The following is a 15041-nucleotide window of genomic DNA, read 5'->3' as shown; positions in this document are numbered from 1 at the left end:
TCCTCGGGCTCGCCCCGCCCGCCCCTGGGGACAACGGGGCGGCGACCCCCGGATCGGCCCAGGGCACGGCAGCCGCGGTTGCTTCCGTCTCCCCGGTCTCCTCGATCACGCTGCTCGCACTCCTCGGCGTTATGCTCGCCTGCGTCGTGGCGAGCGCCGTGTTCCGCTACCCCGCCCCGCGCGGCCGGCTCCGGTTCGAAGCGTGGCACGGCCTCGCGCCCGCCGTGTTCCTGACCCTCGCGCTCGCCATCGGGCTCATCCTGTCGAGCCTCCTCACCGTCGGGGTCGGCACCTGGCTGAACGGCGGGGCCGGTGCGAGCGCCCTCCTCGGTGCGCCGACGAATGCCGCAGGGTCGCCGGCGACGCCCCTCCTGACCGTGCCGGGCGTGTACCCGTGGTTCGGCGGGCTCGCGTTCGCGCTCCTCGCCGTCGCGGCGCTCTCCGTTGCCTGCGCCCTGATCCGGCCGCGCCGGGTCGGCCCCCGCGTCGCGGAGTGGAGCCCGGACGACCTCTCGCCCGGGTCCGGCGACGGTACGGGAACGGACGCCGCGGGAGCGGACGGCGGCCACGCGGGAGACCCCGGCTTCGGTGGACCCGACGGCCCGGGCGTCCCCGGTGGCGAGACCCCGATGCCGGCGGGATCCGAGGCCGAACTCGTGACGCTGCTCCGCCCCGTGCGCGACCGCAAGCGCGCGCTCGCGGCTCGCCTGCACCTCGTCGAACCGGTCACCGGGATCGTCGCCTCGGCCGGCTTCCTCGCCCTCTTCGCGACCGAGGTTCTCACCGCCGTCGTGCCCCGACTGCTGCCGGCGGATGCCGCGGCAACGGCACCGGGGTCCGTCCCGACCGGCGGCATCACCGCACCGCCCTGGCTGCTCGCGTGGCTCGACGTGTCGATGGCCGGATGGGCGGGCGTCGCCGTGCTCGTCCTCGCCGGGCTCATCATCCCCCCGGCTCCCGGGCGGGCGACGAGGCCGCTCGCGATCGTCTGGGACCTCGCCTGTTTCCTGCCGCGCGCCGGGCATCCGCTCGGGGCCCCCTGCTACACCGAACGGGCCGTCCCCGAAGTCTGCCGCCGGGTGCTCTGGTGGCTGGACGGCAGGGAGGAAGGGACACCACCGCGCCAGCGGGAGGTCGTGCTCGCAGCACACAGCATGGGCGCGGTCGTCGCGGTCGCCGCCCTCTTCTCCCTCGCCGCGCACCCGGACTGGTCGGCGCGGCGGGACCGGGTCACGCTGTTGAGCTTCGGCGTGCAGGTGCGGCCGTACTTCGGGCGGTTCTTTCCCGAGATCCTCGGGCCGGACGTGCTCGGCACCCTGCCCTGCCTGCGCCCCCGGCTGTGGAGCACGGACCCGTGGCTGGCCGACGCGCTGGCGACGCCGCCCGTGCCGGAAGCGGCCTCGCCCGCTGCCGCGTTGCCGGTGCGGCGCTGGATCAGCCTGTGGCGGGCGACCGATCCGCTCGGTTTCCCGGCCTGGTCGAACCGGGCGCCGGGCAACCCGATCGACCGGTTCGCCGATGAGATCGATACGAGCGGGTACACGGGCGCGGTCGGCACCCACGGAGAGTACTACCGCACCCGGCAGTACCACGACGCCCTCGCCGACCTCGCCGGCACCGCCCCTCCCGGCTAGCCTGTGCCGCGCATCTGCCCGCGCGGCCTTCCGCCTCGTGCGCGCCCGTTGCGCCGGTGCCCGCCAGGCATGCCTGGCGCGAAGCGGCGCAACTGGCGCGTTCGGCCGGAGCCGTCGTCGGCCCGGCGGGCGGATGCGGGGATCAGCCGAGCGCGAAGAGGGCGGAGGAGGCGAGGGCGGTGCCGACGCCGATGGACTGCGGCAGCGTGAGGCGTTCCCCGAGGACCGCGATCGACAACAGGATCGTCGCAACCGGATACAGGGCGACCAGCACGCCGACCACGGCGAGGTTGCCGGAGTACAGGGCGATGAGCAGGAGGGCGTCCCCGATGCCGAGCAACACGCCGGCGACCATGCTCCCGGCGATCCAGCGCGTCCCGGCCGACCGAAGCGGACCCAGCGAGAACGGGCGCCGGCCGGCGGACCTGCGGCGCCACATCCCGAGCGCCACGAGGAGCAGGAGGCCGAGCGCGATCTCCACGAATGCCGGGACCAGCCCGGCGGATCCGGGGGCGAAAGAGAGCGCTACGACGGACAGGCCGAACGCGATCCCGGAACCGATACCGACGATCCAGGCCTGCCGGGACACCCGCACGCTCCCGTCGCGGCGCGAGGTCGACACCAGCACCGCGCTCGCGAGGGCGAGACCGACGGCGACCCAGGCCGCACCCGAGAGCCGCGTGCCGCCCACGGTCGCGACGCCGACCGGCACACCGGCGACCAGAAGGCCGATCACCGGGGAGAGCACGCTCACGGGACCCACGGTGAGCGCCTTGTAGAACAGAACGAAGCCGACGACAGCCGCCACCCCCGAGACCGCACCCCAGAACACGGCGCTCTCCGACCAGGTCCCGCCCACGACCAGGAGGCCCGCGACGAGCGCGACCGTCGCCCACAGGTAGGTCAGGGTTGTCGCGGGCATCACTCCGAACCGCCGTGCGCCGAGGGTTCCGAAGAAATCCGAAACGCCATAGGACAACGCGGACGCGAGCGTGAGCACGACCACGAGGATCACGAGTCCATCCTCCAGCACGACGGCCCGGCACGGCAATGCGACGTACGGGATCGACGCACCACGAACGGTCGGGGCGCGGAGAATCGGCACGGCGGACAGGGGTGCGACGGGATCGGGGCGGACCCGCGCCTCCGCGAGTAGCGCGAACGCCCCGGGGCTGCTTGACTTCCGGCATGACTGAACTCGATCACGGCATCGAACCGCACGCCCCCGGCCACGCCGAACGGCTCAACTGGCTGCGCGCCGGTGTGCTCGGCGCGAATGACGGCATCGTCTCCGTCGCCGCACTCGTCGTCGGCGTCGCCGCGGCCACCCCGGATTCCGCGGCGATCCTGATCGCCGGAGTCGCGAGCCTCCTCGCCGGGGCGATCTCGATGGCCCTCGGCGAATACGTCTCGGTGAGCAGCCAACGCGACACCGAGCGCACCCTGATCGCCAAGGAACGCTGGGAGCTCGCCAACCTGCCGGAGCAGGAACTCGCCGAGCTCGCCGAGATGTACCGGGCCAAGGGGCTCAGCGTGGAGACGGCCCGGCGCGTCGCCGACGAGCTCACCGCGCACGATGCCCTCGCCGCGCATCTCGAGGTGGAACTGCACATCGGCACTGAGGAACTCTCGAACCCGTGGCACGCGGCGTTCGCGTCCGCGCTCGCGTTCACCGTCGGTGCGATCCTGCCGCTTCTCGCTGTGCTGCTGCCACCGCCGGCGTGGCGGCTGCCTGCCACGTTCCTGGCCGTAGCGGTCGCCCTCGTGGTCACCGGCTGGCTGAGCGCCTACCTCGGCGGCAGCCCCCGCGGCCGCGCGATCTCGCGTGTCCTCGTCGGAGGCCTGCTCGCCCTCGGCGTGACCTGGGCGATCGGCGGCCTGATCGGCACCTCGGTCTGACCGTAGGCTGGTGCCATGTCCTCACCACGCACGCTCCCAGCATCCGCTCTGCTCGCGGCGGGCATCGACGCCGCCCTTGTGCTCGTCTTCTCGGCGATCGGCCGCGCGAGCCACGGCGAGGACCTGCTCGGCGTGCTGACGACCTGGTGGCCGTTCCTCGGCGGCCTCACGATCGGCTGGCTGATCATGCGCGCCTGGCACGCACCGCAGCGGATCGTCTACACCGGGCTCGGTGTCTGGCTCTGGACGGTCGCGGGCGGTTTGCTGCTCCGGGTCGTGAGCGGCCAGGGCGTTCAGCCGAGCTTCATCGTCGTGACGGCGATCGTGCTCGGTCTGTTCCTGGTCGGCTGGCGCGGCATCGCGGTGCTCGTGCGCCGGATCCAGGCACGTCGTCGGGCCTCGACGCAGGTCCAGTAGCCTCAGCCGGCCGCGATCGCGTCGTAGCCGAGAAAGGCCGCGAACAGCGCGGCCGCGACGAGCGCCGCGGTGCCGAGCGCGCGCATCCGTTCCGGCAGTGTCACGCCCCAGGCGACGGCGAACCCGGCTCCGGCAAGGGCCTCGCACCACCACTGCGGGCCGCCGATGAGCACGATGCCGTACAGGCCCTCGCCGAGGACAAGCCCTCCGATGATCGCCGCGGCAACGATCCGCTGCCCCGCGAGGGGGCTGCCGGCCAGCGCGCCGGCCCATCCGCACAACGCCCCTGCGGCGACGCCGACGGCGCCCCACAGCAGCAGGATGCGCGGCGGAGCCGGCTGCGGCGCCAGGAGCACCCACACGGAGACCATCGTCAGCAGACCGACCGCCCCGACTCCGGCCGCGGCCCTGCCGTGCACCCGGAACCCGGCGGTGACGAGGAACGGCACGAGGCCCCAGAGCGCGCTCGTGTTCGCGAGGGTGTCCCAGGGCGTGGGAAGCACCGCGAACAGCAGCCGGGCGAGCGCCCCGGCGGTGACTCCCGCGGCGGCAGCCACGAGATACCAGACAGCCCGGCGGCTCGGCAACGGGTCGAGGGAGGTCACGGGCCCAGCCTAGGTCCCCGACCCGCCTAAAACGCCACAGCCAGCGCTCCGCGGATGCGGGCGCTGGCTGTGGCGGGGATCATTCGGTTAGACGAGCACCTTGAGCGAGGTGTTCCAGTTGAAGTCCTCGAAGGCCGGGTTGGCCTGCAGGGTCATCACGAGGAACTGGAAGCCCTCGAGCTCGCGGGCACGACGCAGCGGGCCGACGACGATCGGACGCTGGCCGGCGGCGGTGACGAAGGCGGACACGGTCGCGTTCGCCTCGTCGGAGTCGGAGGCGATGAACACGTCGAGCGGGAGGCCCGCGGCGGTGCCCGCGACGAGGGCACCGGCGAAGGTCGTGTTGAACGCCTTGACGATGGTCACTCCGGGCGCGGCGAGCGCGGCAAGTTCTTCGGCGGCGGAGGTGCCGGGGGCGACGACGAGGGAGTCGAAGGTGCTGAAGTCGACGGGGTTGGTGATGTCGATCACGGTCTTGGCGGACAGGGCGGCACCGAGGGTGGTGACGATTTCCTTGGCTGCGTCGAACGGGAGCGCGAGCACCACGATGTCGCCGGCGAGCGGGCTGGTGAGAGTGCCCGAAGTGACCTGGGCGCCGAGCTCGGCGGCGAGGGACGCAGCCTTGGCCGGGTCGCGATCAAGGATCTGGAGGCCGCTTCCGGCGATGACGGCACGGGTGCCGATGCCGCGAGCCATGTTGCCGCTGCCGATGATCGTGATGTTCGTCATAGTTGTTTTTCCTCCGGAAGAGTGTCAGATGGATGCTGCCTCCGGCGGGATTCCCGTCACAATTACTTGAAGCAACAACTAAAGACTACGACTCTTTGGTTGAACCGTCAAGTTAACCGGTAGAATTCTCGGCATGACGGAACCGCGCTGGCTGACAGATGACGAACGCGAGGCCTGGCTGCGCCTGATGGCCGTGACCATGCTCCTGCCGGGGCGACTCGAGACGCAGTTGAAACGGGATGCCGGGCTGAGCCACTTCGAGTACTACGTGCTCGCGATGATCTCGGAGAGCTTTGAGCGCTCCCTCGCCCTGAGCGAGCTCGCCGCACGCACGAACTCATCGTTGTCCCGCCTGTCGCACGTGATCGCCCGGCTCGAAGTCCAGGGCCTGCTCACCCGGTGCGCCTCGCCGAGCGACGGCCGTACCTCGATCGCCCAGCTGACCGAGGCCGGCTGGGCCAAGGTCGTCGCGAGCGCGCCCGGCCACGTCGAGGAGGTGCGCTCGGTCGTCTTCGATTCCCTGACGCCCGGTCAGGTCAGCCAACTCTCCGAGATCTGCGGCAGCCTGCTCGGCACCCTCGACCCGGACCACCGCCTGCTCCGCCCGAGCTGAGCCGGCACCGCCGAGCCCGCCGCCGTCCAGCCATGCCCGAGCCGGGCATGGCTGGACGGCGGGTTCAGGCTCTGCGGTCCCCGGTGCGTCCCGGTCTACCGTTCGTAGTCGTCGACGTCGTCGAACTCCTCGGCATCATCGATGTCGATGATGCTGTGCTCGTCGACACCGCGGTCGTCCTCGTCCTCGTCGTCCTGGTCGACGACGCGGTCGTCAGCGTCGATCGACCAGTCGAGATCATCGTCCGGGTCGTCTTCCGGGACCAGGTCCTCCTCGAGGGTGAGCTCGACGTCGTCGATGTCGCGGTCTTCGTCGAGACCGTCGCTGCCGGAGTCCGTTCGCCGTGGCCAGAGCCCGTCCGGGTCAATTCTCATTGTGGCTGCCTCCTCGTCGGAAGAGGGACGTCCCCCGCTGGGTGCCCCCGCGCGAGCAACGGTACGCTCCCGCCCCGCCACCGACAAGGGCCGGGTCGTCCCTGTGCACAACCGATGGAAATCGGTGCGGAACCGTCCGGAACCCTCGGGAACCCTCCGGCGGCTCAGCTCTGGCCGGAGCGAAGCCCGGCTGTGGCGACGAGCGAACCGTCCCGCAGGACCGCGAGGACCTCGATCGGGAAGGTCTCGATGCTGCGGCCCAGTGCCGCATCGCCGCCCGCGATGATCGTGGTGGCGAGCACGTCGACGGTCACGATGTCGAGACCGATCACGCTGACCTGCCGGTACGGCGAGGGTCCGCCGCCCGCGCTGGTCCAGATGTGCTCGCCGCGCTCGGCACTTCCCGAGGTCGCGACGGCCCGCACCGGAGCGACGAGCGGCACGGAGGCCAGGAGTTCATGCCGGCTTGCCGGGTCGACGATTCCGGCGACCCAGTCCTGGCCCGGTGACTGGTCGCCGCTCACGAGCAGGTCGCCGCCCGCATTGACCGACCACTCCGAGAGTCCGAGACCCCGCAGGGCCTCCCCCGCCTCCGCGATCGCGAGACTCTTCACGACCCCGGAAAGGTCGAGCACGCCGTCGGCGCGGTGCGGCGTGAAGACGCCGTCCGTGCGGACGCGCCAGTCGAGCGCGATCGCGTAGCAGTCCCGTAGCTCGGCGCTCGCCTGGGTGAGACGGATGTCCCCCCGCGCGATCCTGCTGATCTCCGAGTCGGGCCGGTACAGGCTGAAACGCTCGTCCCAGCGGGTGAACACCGTGCGGACGGCGGCGAGGGCCGCGTCCGGGGCGGCGGCCTCGGTGACGGCCTCGGTGACGGCGCGGGTCCCGCCGTCACCGAGTCCGCCGTCACGCGTGGCGCCGCCGCGTGCCGTGCTGCCGATGCGGAGGCTCACGACGGTGCCCATGGTCTCGAAGGTCTGCGCGTCCATGACGCCAACGCTAGCGGCGCCCCCTGCCGGGTGCACGATCTAGAACCCGGCCGTGTCGAGCGCAGCCTGCAGCGAGGTGAGGTAGCCCCTCGTCGTGTACGTGGCTCCGCTGACGTTGCTGACCTTCGCGGACTGGGCGGAGAGCACCTCGGAGCGGAGGATCGGGGCGGCCTGCGCGCTGATCGCGACGGAGCGGCCGCCGTCGTTGGTCAGCTGCAGGGCTGTGACCTCGGTGATCGTGCCGTTGGCGATCGTGACGGAGACCTGGACGGGGCCGTAAGAGGTCCGCACGGATGATCCCGTGAAGGTCCCCGTCGGCCGGGCCGCCGGGGCAGGCGCCGCCGGAGCAGGAGCCGCCGCTGTCGGAGCGGTGGCCTTGGAACCGGCAGACGTCGTCGCCGGACCGGACACAGCCGGTGCTGAGGCGGCCGGCGTCGGCGTTGCCGGGCCGGCGCTCGGAGCCGGGATCGTCGCGGGCGCGGCCTGCGGCGCCGAGAGCGCCTGCATCGAGGCGTTCGCCTGGGCGCCGACCTGCCAGCCGACTGCGAGCACGGACAGGGACGCCAGGGTGGCCAGGCTGACTGCGCGGGCCCTCACCAGTCGAACCTTTCGAAGTGGATCTGCCGGGTCGGCAGGCCTGCCGACCGGGCGTCCCGCACGACCTCGTCCGTCCACTTGCGTGGCCCGCAGATGTACACGTCGGCCTCACGGAGCTTGGGCACGAGGGTTGCAAGGGTGATCCGGGCCTGGACCGCGTCGCCGGGGAGCCAGCTGCTGGTTCCGGGGGCACGCTTGCCGGCGATGATGCGCAGTTCGGCGCCGCGGGCGCGGCAGAGGGCGGCGAGTTCCTCGACGAGGTAGGTGTCGTCGACAGTGCTCGACCGGAGGAGCACGGTCGCCTGCCCGGGGGCGAAGGTGGCGGTCTCCAGAAGCGAGCGGATCGGGGCGACCCCGATGCCCGCGGCGATCAGGACGATCCGCGGCGAGGTGCGGGCGAAGTCGGTGAAGAGTCCGTACGGGCCTTCGAAGCTCACCCGGGTGCCGACGGGCAGGCGGGGCAGCGTGGAAGACGCGTCACCGAGCCCGCGGACGGTGATGCGGAGTGACGAGCCGGTCGGCGCGGCAGAGAGCGAGAACGGGTGCGCCTGCCACCACAACCCGGGGGTCCAGAACCGCCAGATGAAGAACTGCCCGGACTTCGCCTTGAGGCTGCGCAGCTGACGGCCGGACAGGCGGATCGAGACGACCCCGCGAGCCTCCTGGTCGACTCCGACCACGGTGAGCCGGGCACGGAGCGAGCGCACGATCGGGACGATGAAGCGGAAGAGGATGATGGACCCGGCAACGCCCGCATACAGGGCGAGCCAGTAGTAGCGCTGCAGCGAACCCTCGCGGAACAGGGTGCCGACGCTGAGCTGGTGCGGAATCGCGACGAGCACCGCGACGTAGGACAGCAGGTGCACGAGGTGCCACACCTCGTAGCGGAACTTGTGCCGCACGATGACGAGCGAGGTCACCACGACGGCGATGAGCAGGCCCAGCCCGAGGAACGCGAGCGGCATGTCCGGGAGCGACGAGAACATGATCCAGACCTCGTCGAAGAACCCGGCGGGCTGCACGAGCGCATACCCGATGGTGAGCAGCACGGCGTGGGCGAGGATCAGGTAGAGCGCCGGCTTGCCGAGCGACTGGTGCAGCGCCATCGCGCTGTCGTGGCCGAACGCCCTGTCGATCGCGGGTAGCCGCGCGGCGAGCAGCATCATCACGAGGAGGAGGTCGGTGCCGACCAGCCCGGTGACGATTCCGAGTGCCGTGATGGCGTCGGCGGGTGTGCTGATCCTGGCCGCTCCCCCGTCGGCGAGGAAGACCGCGACGACGAGCGCCACCGAGACCACCGCGAGGATTTGCAGGCTGTCGGCCAGTCGCATCCGCCGCGGGTAGTTCGGGTGGATGCGCGGCCTGGCTTGGTGCGGGCGTGCGCGCGTGTCGAGGCTCATAAGGTGAGCATCCCCGGCGAATCCAATGAATCTCTATCGAGGACCTGAGAGGAACCTGTGCGTCGCCAATGTGCGCTGCACGAGTTCACAGGTTCCCCTCTGCCCGGCGAAACGGATGCACTCGGCTAGAACCCGGCGGCGTCGAGCGCCGCCTGCAACGAGGTGAGGTACCCCTGGGTCGTGTAGGTCGCGCCGCTCACATTCGCCACCGCGGCGGACTGTGCCTTCAACACTTCGGCCTTGAGCACGGGGGCGGCCCGGTTGCTGATCTGGACCGACTTGGAATCCTTGTCGGTCAGCTGGAGCGCCGTGACGTCGGTGATCGTGCCGTCCGCGATCGTGACGGAGACCTGCATGTTCCCGAACCGGGTGGCGACGACGGAACCGGTGAAGGTTCCGGTGACGCCGGCCGCCGGGGCGGCCGCGGCCGGGGTAGCCGTCGCGGTCGCGGTCGGAGTCGCGGTGGCGACCGCCGGCGCCGTGGCCGTGGCCGTGGCCGTGGCCGTGGGGGTCGAAACGGCCGGGGCGGATGCGGCGGCAGACACCGTCGCATCCGTCGCGGATCCGCCCAGGGTGTTCTGCAGGGAGGCGACGGCCGGTGTTCCGACCAGCCACCCGATTGCCAGTACGGACAGGGACGCTGTTGCGGCCGCAGCCGCTGCTCGTTTTCTCACCAGTCAAACCTTTCGAAGTGGATCTGTTGCGTGGGTAGACCGGCCGAGCGGGCATCCCGCACGACCTCGTCGGTCCACCGCCGTGGACCGCAAATGTAGACGTCCGATTCGCTGAGATTCGGGACGAGGGTTCTGAGGGAGATCCGCGCGTTGACGGCGTCACCGGGCAGCCAGCTGTGGGCTCCGGGCGCACGCTTGCCCGCGATGATCCGGAAGTCGGCTCCCCGCACGCGGCAGAGCTCGGCGATCTCGTCGACGAGGTAGCTGTCCGCGACGGAGTGCGAGCGCAACAGCACGGTCGCCTGGCCCGGCGCGAATGTCGCCGTTTCCAGGAGCGCCCGGATCGGGGCGACGCCGATGCCTGCGGCGACGAGCACGATCCGCGGGCTCGTCCTGGCCCGGTCGGTGAACAACCCGTACGGGCCTTCGAAGCTCACCCGGGTCCCGACCGGCACCGAGGCGAGGTCGGTCGAATCGTCACCGAGGGCGCGCACCGTGACCCGGAGGGAGTTGTGGGCCGGCGCGGCGGAGAGCGAGAACGGGTGCGCCTGCCACCACTGCCCTGGCGTCCAGAACCGCCAGATGAAGAACTGGCCTGCTGTCGCCTGCAGGTGGTGAAGCCGGCGGCCGGAGAGGCGGATCGACACGACACCGGGCGCCTCACGATCGACGCCGGCCACGACGAGCCGGGAGCGCAGCGACCGCACGATCGGGAGCACAACCCGGTAGACCACGATGGATCCGGCCACGCCGACGTACAGGGCGAGCCAGTAGTACCACTGCGGCGAGCCGGCGACGAGGACCGTACCGGCGGTCAGCATGTGCGGCAGTGCGGCGAGCACGGCGACGTACGAGAGCAGGTGCACGATGTGCCAGACCTCGTATGGCAGCTTGTGGCGCACGATGACGAGCGACGTGACGACCACGAGCACGAGCAGGCCGAGCGCGATGAAGGCCAGGAGCATGTCCGGCATCTGGGTGAGCATGCTCCACGTTTCGGCGAACACGTTGACCTCACTGGAGAGGGCGTACCCGATGATGAGGAAGACCGCGTGGGCGAGGATCAGGTAGAGGGCCGGCTTGCCGAGGGACTGGTGCAGCGCCATGGCGCTGTCGTGGCCGAATGCGCGGTCGATCGCGGGCAGCCGGGCGGCGAGCAGTGTCATCACGAGCAGCAGGTCGGTGCCGACGAGGCCGGTGACGATGCCGATCGAGGTGAGGGCGTCCGCGGGGGTGCCGAAGCGGGCGGCCCCACCGGAGCCGAGGAAGAGGGCGACGGCGAGCGCGACCGAGACGATGCAGAGCACCTGCAGGGTGTCGGCGAGGCGCATCCGTCTCGGGTAGTTCGGGTTGACGCGTGGGGCGGGCTGACGGCGGGTGTGCGTCGTCTCGGGGAGACGCTGCTGGAGGCGCAGGGGTCTGGTGTCGAGGCTCATGTTCCGAGCATCGGGCCGCTTCCGATGGGGAGCCTTTCGGAAGCCTATGTGCCGGCTATGAAATCCGCCTCACCTGCCGCCTATGCTGCTGCGCCGGTCCGGTTTCCGGAGCCGAACCGGAAGAGCAGCACGAGCAGGATCGCGACCGCCGCCCCGAGTGCGGTCTCGACGATGCGGTCGACGAGCAGGGCGGGCACCGGAACGGGACTACTGAGGTGCACGACGGAGAGGGCGAGCGGGGTGATGAAGAGCAGCGCGGCGCCGTAGTGCTTGCCGACCAGGATCTCGGCGCCGAACTGGCTGACCGCGATCACGACCACGAGCCACGCGACGGATGGCCCAGGCAACAGCACGAGGCCCGTCACGACCACGCCCAGTGCGGTCCCGACCACGCGGTGCACGGCCCGGGAGATCGAGTGGGCCGCCCGGGGCGGCGGCAGCACGGCGACGACGGCGACAACGGCCCAGTAGGGGTGCCCGATTCCGGCGGCGATCGCCAGACCTCCGGCGATGAGCACGCCCACGACGTTCTGCAGGATCGTCAGCCAGACTTGCGGATCGGTGACGGCCCGCGGCCAGAGGCGCGGCCGCCGCGGCAGACCTTTGAACAGCACGGCAGAACGGTCCCCCGAGAGCCGCCGGAGCGTCCAGCCGGACATCGTCAGCAACCAGGCGAAGACCGCACCGCACACCGCCACGAGCAGCCGCGGTCCGAATTCCGCCGCGGGCGTCGGCACCTGGGCGCAGACCGCGAACGCGAACACGAAGAACAGCGGCGTGCCGGGCACGAGCCCGGCGGTCGCGGCGATCAGGATGCCGGCGGCCACGACGAACAGCAGGCCGGCGGTCAGGAGGGGAAGGCTCGCACCGGCGATGGCCACGATGAGCGCGAGGGTGATGCTCACGAGCAGGAATCCCCCGCCGATGCTGATGGTGCGGGCGCGCAGCCGGTAGGGCTCGTTGCGGCCGTAGAGCGCCGTCATCGCGCCGAAGGACGCGTAGGCGGTCCAGTCGAGGCGCCCCCAGACCACGAGGAGCACCAGTGGAAGTGCCATCGCGAGGCTCGCTCGCACGGCCACTTCGATGTCGAGCGCGCGCAGCGAACGCACCCGTTCGAGGAGTCCCTCCGACACTAGATCTTCTCGATCGGCGCGATCTTGATCAGGAGCTTCTTTGCGCCCGCCGTATCGAACTGGACATGGGCGACCCGCTTGGTGCCCTCGCCGGTGACCTGGTTGACGCGCCCGTCGCCGAAGCTCGAGTGCCGGATCCGGTCGCCGGCCGCGAGCTCGAGGTCGCCGTTGTCGCGGACCTGGGTGACGGCGTTCGCCCACTCGGTCTTCGGCTTCGGGGCGGGCGGCAGCTCGCTGAAGCCGCTGCGGGTGGAGTTGAAGCCGCCGCCGAAGCCGTCCCTGCGATTGAGCGCACGCGACTGGGTGCCGTTCCGGGAGTTGGCCATGCCGGGCGACTGCTTCCAGTCGATCAGCGCGGCCGGGATCTCCTGGAGGTAACGACTCGGCATGGCCACGTTGATCTCGCCGAACTGGGCGCGGGTCATCGCGAGCGAGAGGTAGAGGCGCTGCCGGGCGCGGGTGATGCCCACGTAGAAGAGGCGGCGTTCCTCGGCGGGGCCGCCCGGCTCGTTCGCCGACATCTGGTGGGGCAGCAGCCCCTCCTCGACCCCGGTCAGGAACACGGCTTCGTACTCGAGGCCCTTCGCGGTGTGCAGGGTCATCAGGGAGACGGTGCCCGAGGCGTCGTCGAGGTCGTCCGCTGCCGCGACGAGCGAGACCTGGGTGAGGAAGTCGACGAGGCCCGCGTCGGGGTTCTCCCGGTTGAAGTCCTTCGTCTGGGCGACGAGTTCCTCGATGTTCTCCGCCCGCGCTTCGTCCTGGGGGTCGCGGCTGTTGCGCAGCACGGTGAGCAGCCCGCTGCCCTCGAGCACGAAGGTCAGCAGCTCGGAGACGTTCACCGGCCCGCCGGGATACGCCGGGTCGATCTTGAGGGCGGCCTCGTCGAGCACGCCGGCCAGCTGCAGGATCGCGCCGGTGACCTTCTGGCCGAGTCCGAGGGACGCGGAATCGCGCATCGCCTCGCGGAAGGTGATCTGGTTGGCCTCGGCGAAGCTGCCGAGCCCGGTCTCCGTTGCGGGGCCGATGCCGCGCTTGGGGGTGTTCAGGATGCGCCGCAGGGCCAGCTCGTCGTCGGGGTTGGCGACCGCGATCAGGTAGGCGAGCGCGTCCTTGATCTCGGCGCGCTCGTAGAACTTGGTGCCGCCGACGACGCGGTACGGCACGGCGGCGCGGACGAAGATCTCCTCGAGCGCCCTGGTCTGGGCGTTGGTGCGGTAGAACACGGCCATGTCCCGGTACGCCATGCCGGCCCCGTGCAGGGTCTCGATCTCGTCAGCGACGAACTGGGCCTCGTCGTGACCGTTGTACGCGGTGTAGCCGACGATCTTCTCGCCGTCGCCGCCCGCGCTCCACAGCTTCTTGTCTTTGCGGTCGAAGTTGTGGCCGATCACGGCGTTCGCCGCCGAGAGGATGTTCTGGGTCGAGCGGTAGTTCTGCTCGAGCAGGATGACCTTCGTGCCGGGGAAGTCCCGTTCGAATTCACTGATGTTGCGGGTGTCGGCGCCGCGGAAGGCGTAGATGGACTGGTCGGAGTCGCCGACGACGGTGAGGGAGGCACCGGGGATGCCGCCACTCGGCTCGCGCAGGTTGCGCACGTGCACGCCGGTCGCCTCGAGCTCGTCGGCGAGCTCTGCGGTGACGGGTAGCGTGAGTTCGCGCACGAGCGAGTACTGGGCGTGGTTGGTGTCCTGGTATTCGTCGACGAGGATATGCCGGAAGCGCCGCCGGTAGGTTGCGGCGACGCGCGGGAAGGCGCGGAACAGGTAGACCGTCTCGCCGATCAGGTCGTCGAAGTCGAGAGCGTTCGCCGCACGCAGGCGCTGCGTGTACTGGCGGAAGATCTCGATGAACATGACCTCCTGCGGGTCACTGAGGTTGGCGTTGCGGGCGTAGGAATCGACGTCGGCGAGCTCGTTCTTGAGCTTGGAGATCTTCGCGGCGGCGTTGCCGGGCGTGAATCCGTACGTGTCGGCGTCGAGCGACTTGATGATGCGCTTGAGGGTGACCTTGGTGTCCGCGGAGTCGTAGATGCTGAAGCTCGAGGAGAGGCCGGCGCTCTCGGCCTCGCGACGCAGGATGCGGACGCACGAGGAGTGGAAGGTCGAGATCCACATGCCCTCTGAACCCTCGCCGAGGAGGACCTTGACCCGCTCGCGCATCTCGGCGGCGGCCTTGTTCGTGAAGGTGATCGCGAGGATCTGGCTCGGGTAGGCCTCCCGGGTCTCGAGCAGGCTCGCGATGCGGCGGGTCAGCACGCTCGTCTTGCCACTGCCCGCACCCGCGATGATGAGGAGGGACGGCCCGCGGTACTCGACGGCTTCGAGCTGCTGCGGGTTGAGCCCGTCGAGCAGGGGACTCCGCCGCTGGCCGGGCTCGCCATCGGGGCGGCCGGGACCGTAGCCGTCGCCATAGCCGTCCAGGATTATCGGCGTTGCCGAAGAAGTGCGTGCGGGGGTGTTGTCCGGGTCGAAGGGCGTCATCATCTCGCCTCCAAGTCTAAGCGGTGCCCCTGACACCGGCAGGGGCACCCGGCCACATGCC

Annotated in this window: 14 protein-coding genes and 1 pseudogene; 4 read left to right on the top strand and 11 right to left on the bottom strand. The window is 70.8% G+C overall.

What is annotated here, in order from left to right:
• Nucleotides 1–1634, top strand: a pseudogene (locus tag QN357_RS03575) (hypothetical protein); the annotation flags it as partial.
• A gap of 142 nt (nt 1635–1776) precedes the next feature.
• On the opposite strand, the gene QN357_RS03570 reads toward QN357_RS03575, so the two are convergent.
• Complete coding sequence (locus QN357_RS03570; RefSeq protein ID WP_323504566.1) at nt 1777–2739, bottom strand: EamA family transporter; 963 nt, start codon at nt 2737–2739, stop codon at nt 1777–1779.
• 83 nt (nt 2740–2822) lie between these two features.
• On the opposite strand from QN357_RS03570, the gene QN357_RS03565 reads away from it, so the two are divergent.
• Both QN357_RS03565 and QN357_RS03560 read left to right on the top strand, forming a co-directional pair.
• Nucleotides 2823–3533, top strand: coding sequence for a VIT1/CCC1 transporter family protein (locus QN357_RS03565; RefSeq protein ID WP_134449960.1), 711 nt, complete (start codon nt 2823–2825; stop codon nt 3531–3533).
• A 15-nt stretch (nt 3534–3548) separates the two neighbouring features.
• Nucleotides 3549–3950: a DUF3054 domain-containing protein gene (locus QN357_RS03560; protein ID WP_323504565.1), complete on the top strand. Its 402-nt coding sequence runs from the start codon at nt 3549–3551 to the stop codon at nt 3948–3950.
• 2 nt (nt 3951–3952) lie between these two features.
• Here the strand turns inward: QN357_RS03560 and QN357_RS03555 are convergent, their stop codons facing one another.
• Together QN357_RS03555 and QN357_RS03550 are read right to left on the bottom strand one after the other, a co-directional pair.
• A complete protein-coding gene (locus tag QN357_RS03555; RefSeq protein WP_323504564.1) occupies nt 3953–4555 on the bottom strand; it encodes a DUF6518 family protein in 603 nt (200 codons plus the stop codon).
• An 87-nt stretch (nt 4556–4642) separates the two neighbouring features.
• On the bottom strand, nt 4643–5284 hold the full coding sequence (locus tag QN357_RS03550; protein WP_323504563.1) for an NADPH-dependent F420 reductase: 642 nt from the start codon (nt 5282–5284) through the stop codon (nt 4643–4645).
• A gap of 133 nt (nt 5285–5417) precedes the next feature.
• Here QN357_RS03550 and QN357_RS03545 point away from each other — a divergent pair, with 133 nt between their 5' ends.
• Nucleotides 5418–5897, top strand: a complete 480-nt coding sequence (locus QN357_RS03545) for a MarR family winged helix-turn-helix transcriptional regulator (RefSeq protein ID WP_134449956.1) — start codon at nt 5418–5420, stop codon at nt 5895–5897.
• Nucleotides 5898–5992: 95 nt separating this feature from the next.
• On the opposite strand, the gene QN357_RS03540 is transcribed toward QN357_RS03545, so the two are convergent.
• The 8 genes from QN357_RS03540 to QN357_RS03505 all read right to left on the bottom strand — a co-directional run bounded on the left by QN357_RS03540 (nt 5993) and on the right by QN357_RS03505 (nt 14980).
• Nucleotides 5993–6271 carry a hypothetical protein gene (locus QN357_RS03540; protein WP_134449955.1) on the bottom strand — a complete coding sequence of 93 codons (279 nt, stop codon included), beginning with the start codon at nt 6269–6271 and terminating at the stop codon, nt 5993–5995.
• A 164-nt stretch (nt 6272–6435) separates the two neighbouring features.
• The gene (locus tag QN357_RS03535) at nt 6436–7260 is read right to left on the bottom strand and encodes an FAD:protein FMN transferase (RefSeq protein WP_323504562.1); all 825 of its coding nucleotides are present in this window, start codon (nt 7258–7260) and stop codon (nt 6436–6438) included.
• Nucleotides 7261–7299: 39 nt separating this feature from the next.
• Nucleotides 7300–7857, bottom strand: a complete 558-nt coding sequence (locus QN357_RS03530; RefSeq protein WP_323504561.1) for an FMN-binding protein — start codon at nt 7855–7857, stop codon at nt 7300–7302.
• The gene (locus QN357_RS03525; RefSeq protein WP_323504560.1) at nt 7854–9257 is read right to left on the bottom strand and encodes a ferredoxin reductase family protein; all 1404 of its coding nucleotides are present in this window, start codon (nt 9255–9257) and stop codon (nt 7854–7856) included. Before QN357_RS03525 ends, QN357_RS03530 begins: the two co-directional genes overlap by 4 nt.
• A gap of 125 nt (nt 9258–9382) precedes the next feature.
• Complete coding sequence (locus tag QN357_RS03520) at nt 9383–9931, bottom strand: FMN-binding protein (protein ID WP_323504559.1); 549 nt, start codon at nt 9929–9931, stop codon at nt 9383–9385.
• Nucleotides 9928–11367: a ferredoxin reductase family protein gene (locus tag QN357_RS03515; protein ID WP_323504558.1), complete on the bottom strand. Its 1440-nt coding sequence runs from the start codon at nt 11365–11367 to the stop codon at nt 9928–9930. Before QN357_RS03515 ends, QN357_RS03520 begins: the two co-directional genes overlap by 4 nt.
• A gap of 80 nt (nt 11368–11447) precedes the next feature.
• Nucleotides 11448–12500, bottom strand: a complete 1053-nt coding sequence (locus QN357_RS03510; RefSeq protein ID WP_323504557.1) for an FUSC family protein — start codon at nt 12498–12500, stop codon at nt 11448–11450.
• On the bottom strand, nt 12500–14980 hold the full coding sequence (locus QN357_RS03505) for an ATP-dependent helicase (RefSeq protein WP_323504567.1): 2481 nt from the start codon (nt 14978–14980) through the stop codon (nt 12500–12502). Before QN357_RS03505 ends, QN357_RS03510 begins: the two co-directional genes overlap by 1 nt.
• Between the last annotated feature and the right edge of the window lie 61 nt (nt 14981–15041).

Source organism: Cryobacterium sp. RTC2.1, from assembly GCF_035018685.1.
Classification (GTDB): domain Bacteria; phylum Actinomycetota; class Actinomycetes; order Actinomycetales; family Microbacteriaceae; genus Cryobacterium; species Cryobacterium glucosi.
The sequence above is the reverse complement of the archived record's forward strand: the minus strand, read 5'-3'. Positions and strand labels throughout refer to the sequence as shown.

Bases quoted from the DNA above. Each gene is read 5' to 3' on its own strand.
- QN357_RS03540 (WP_134449955.1), bottom strand. From the start codon at position 6,271: ATGAGAATTGACCCGGACGGGCTCTGGCCACGGCGAACGGACTCCGGC.
- QN357_RS03550 (WP_323504563.1), bottom strand. From the start codon at position 5,284: ATGACGAACATCACGATCATCGGCAGCGGCAACATGGCTCGCGGCATC.
- QN357_RS03565 (WP_134449960.1), top strand. From the start codon at position 2,823: ATGACTGAACTCGATCACGGCATCGAACCGCACGCCCCCGGCCACGCC.
- QN357_RS03535 (WP_323504562.1), bottom strand. From the start codon at position 7,260: ATGGACGCGCAGACCTTCGAGACCATGGGCACCGTCGTGAGCCTCCGC.
- QN357_RS03560 (WP_323504565.1), top strand. From the start codon at position 3,549: ATGTCCTCACCACGCACGCTCCCAGCATCCGCTCTGCTCGCGGCGGGC.
- QN357_RS03515 (WP_323504558.1), bottom strand. From the start codon at position 11,367: ATGAGCCTCGACACCAGACCCCTGCGCCTCCAGCAGCGTCTCCCCGAG.
- QN357_RS03505 (WP_323504567.1), bottom strand. From the start codon at position 14,980: ATGACGCCCTTCGACCCGGACAACACCCCCGCACGCACTTCTTCGGCA.
- QN357_RS03545 (WP_134449956.1), top strand. From the start codon at position 5,418: ATGACGGAACCGCGCTGGCTGACAGATGACGAACGCGAGGCCTGGCTG.
- QN357_RS03525 (WP_323504560.1), bottom strand. From the start codon at position 9,257: ATGAGCCTCGACACGCGCGCACGCCCGCACCAAGCCAGGCCGCGCATC.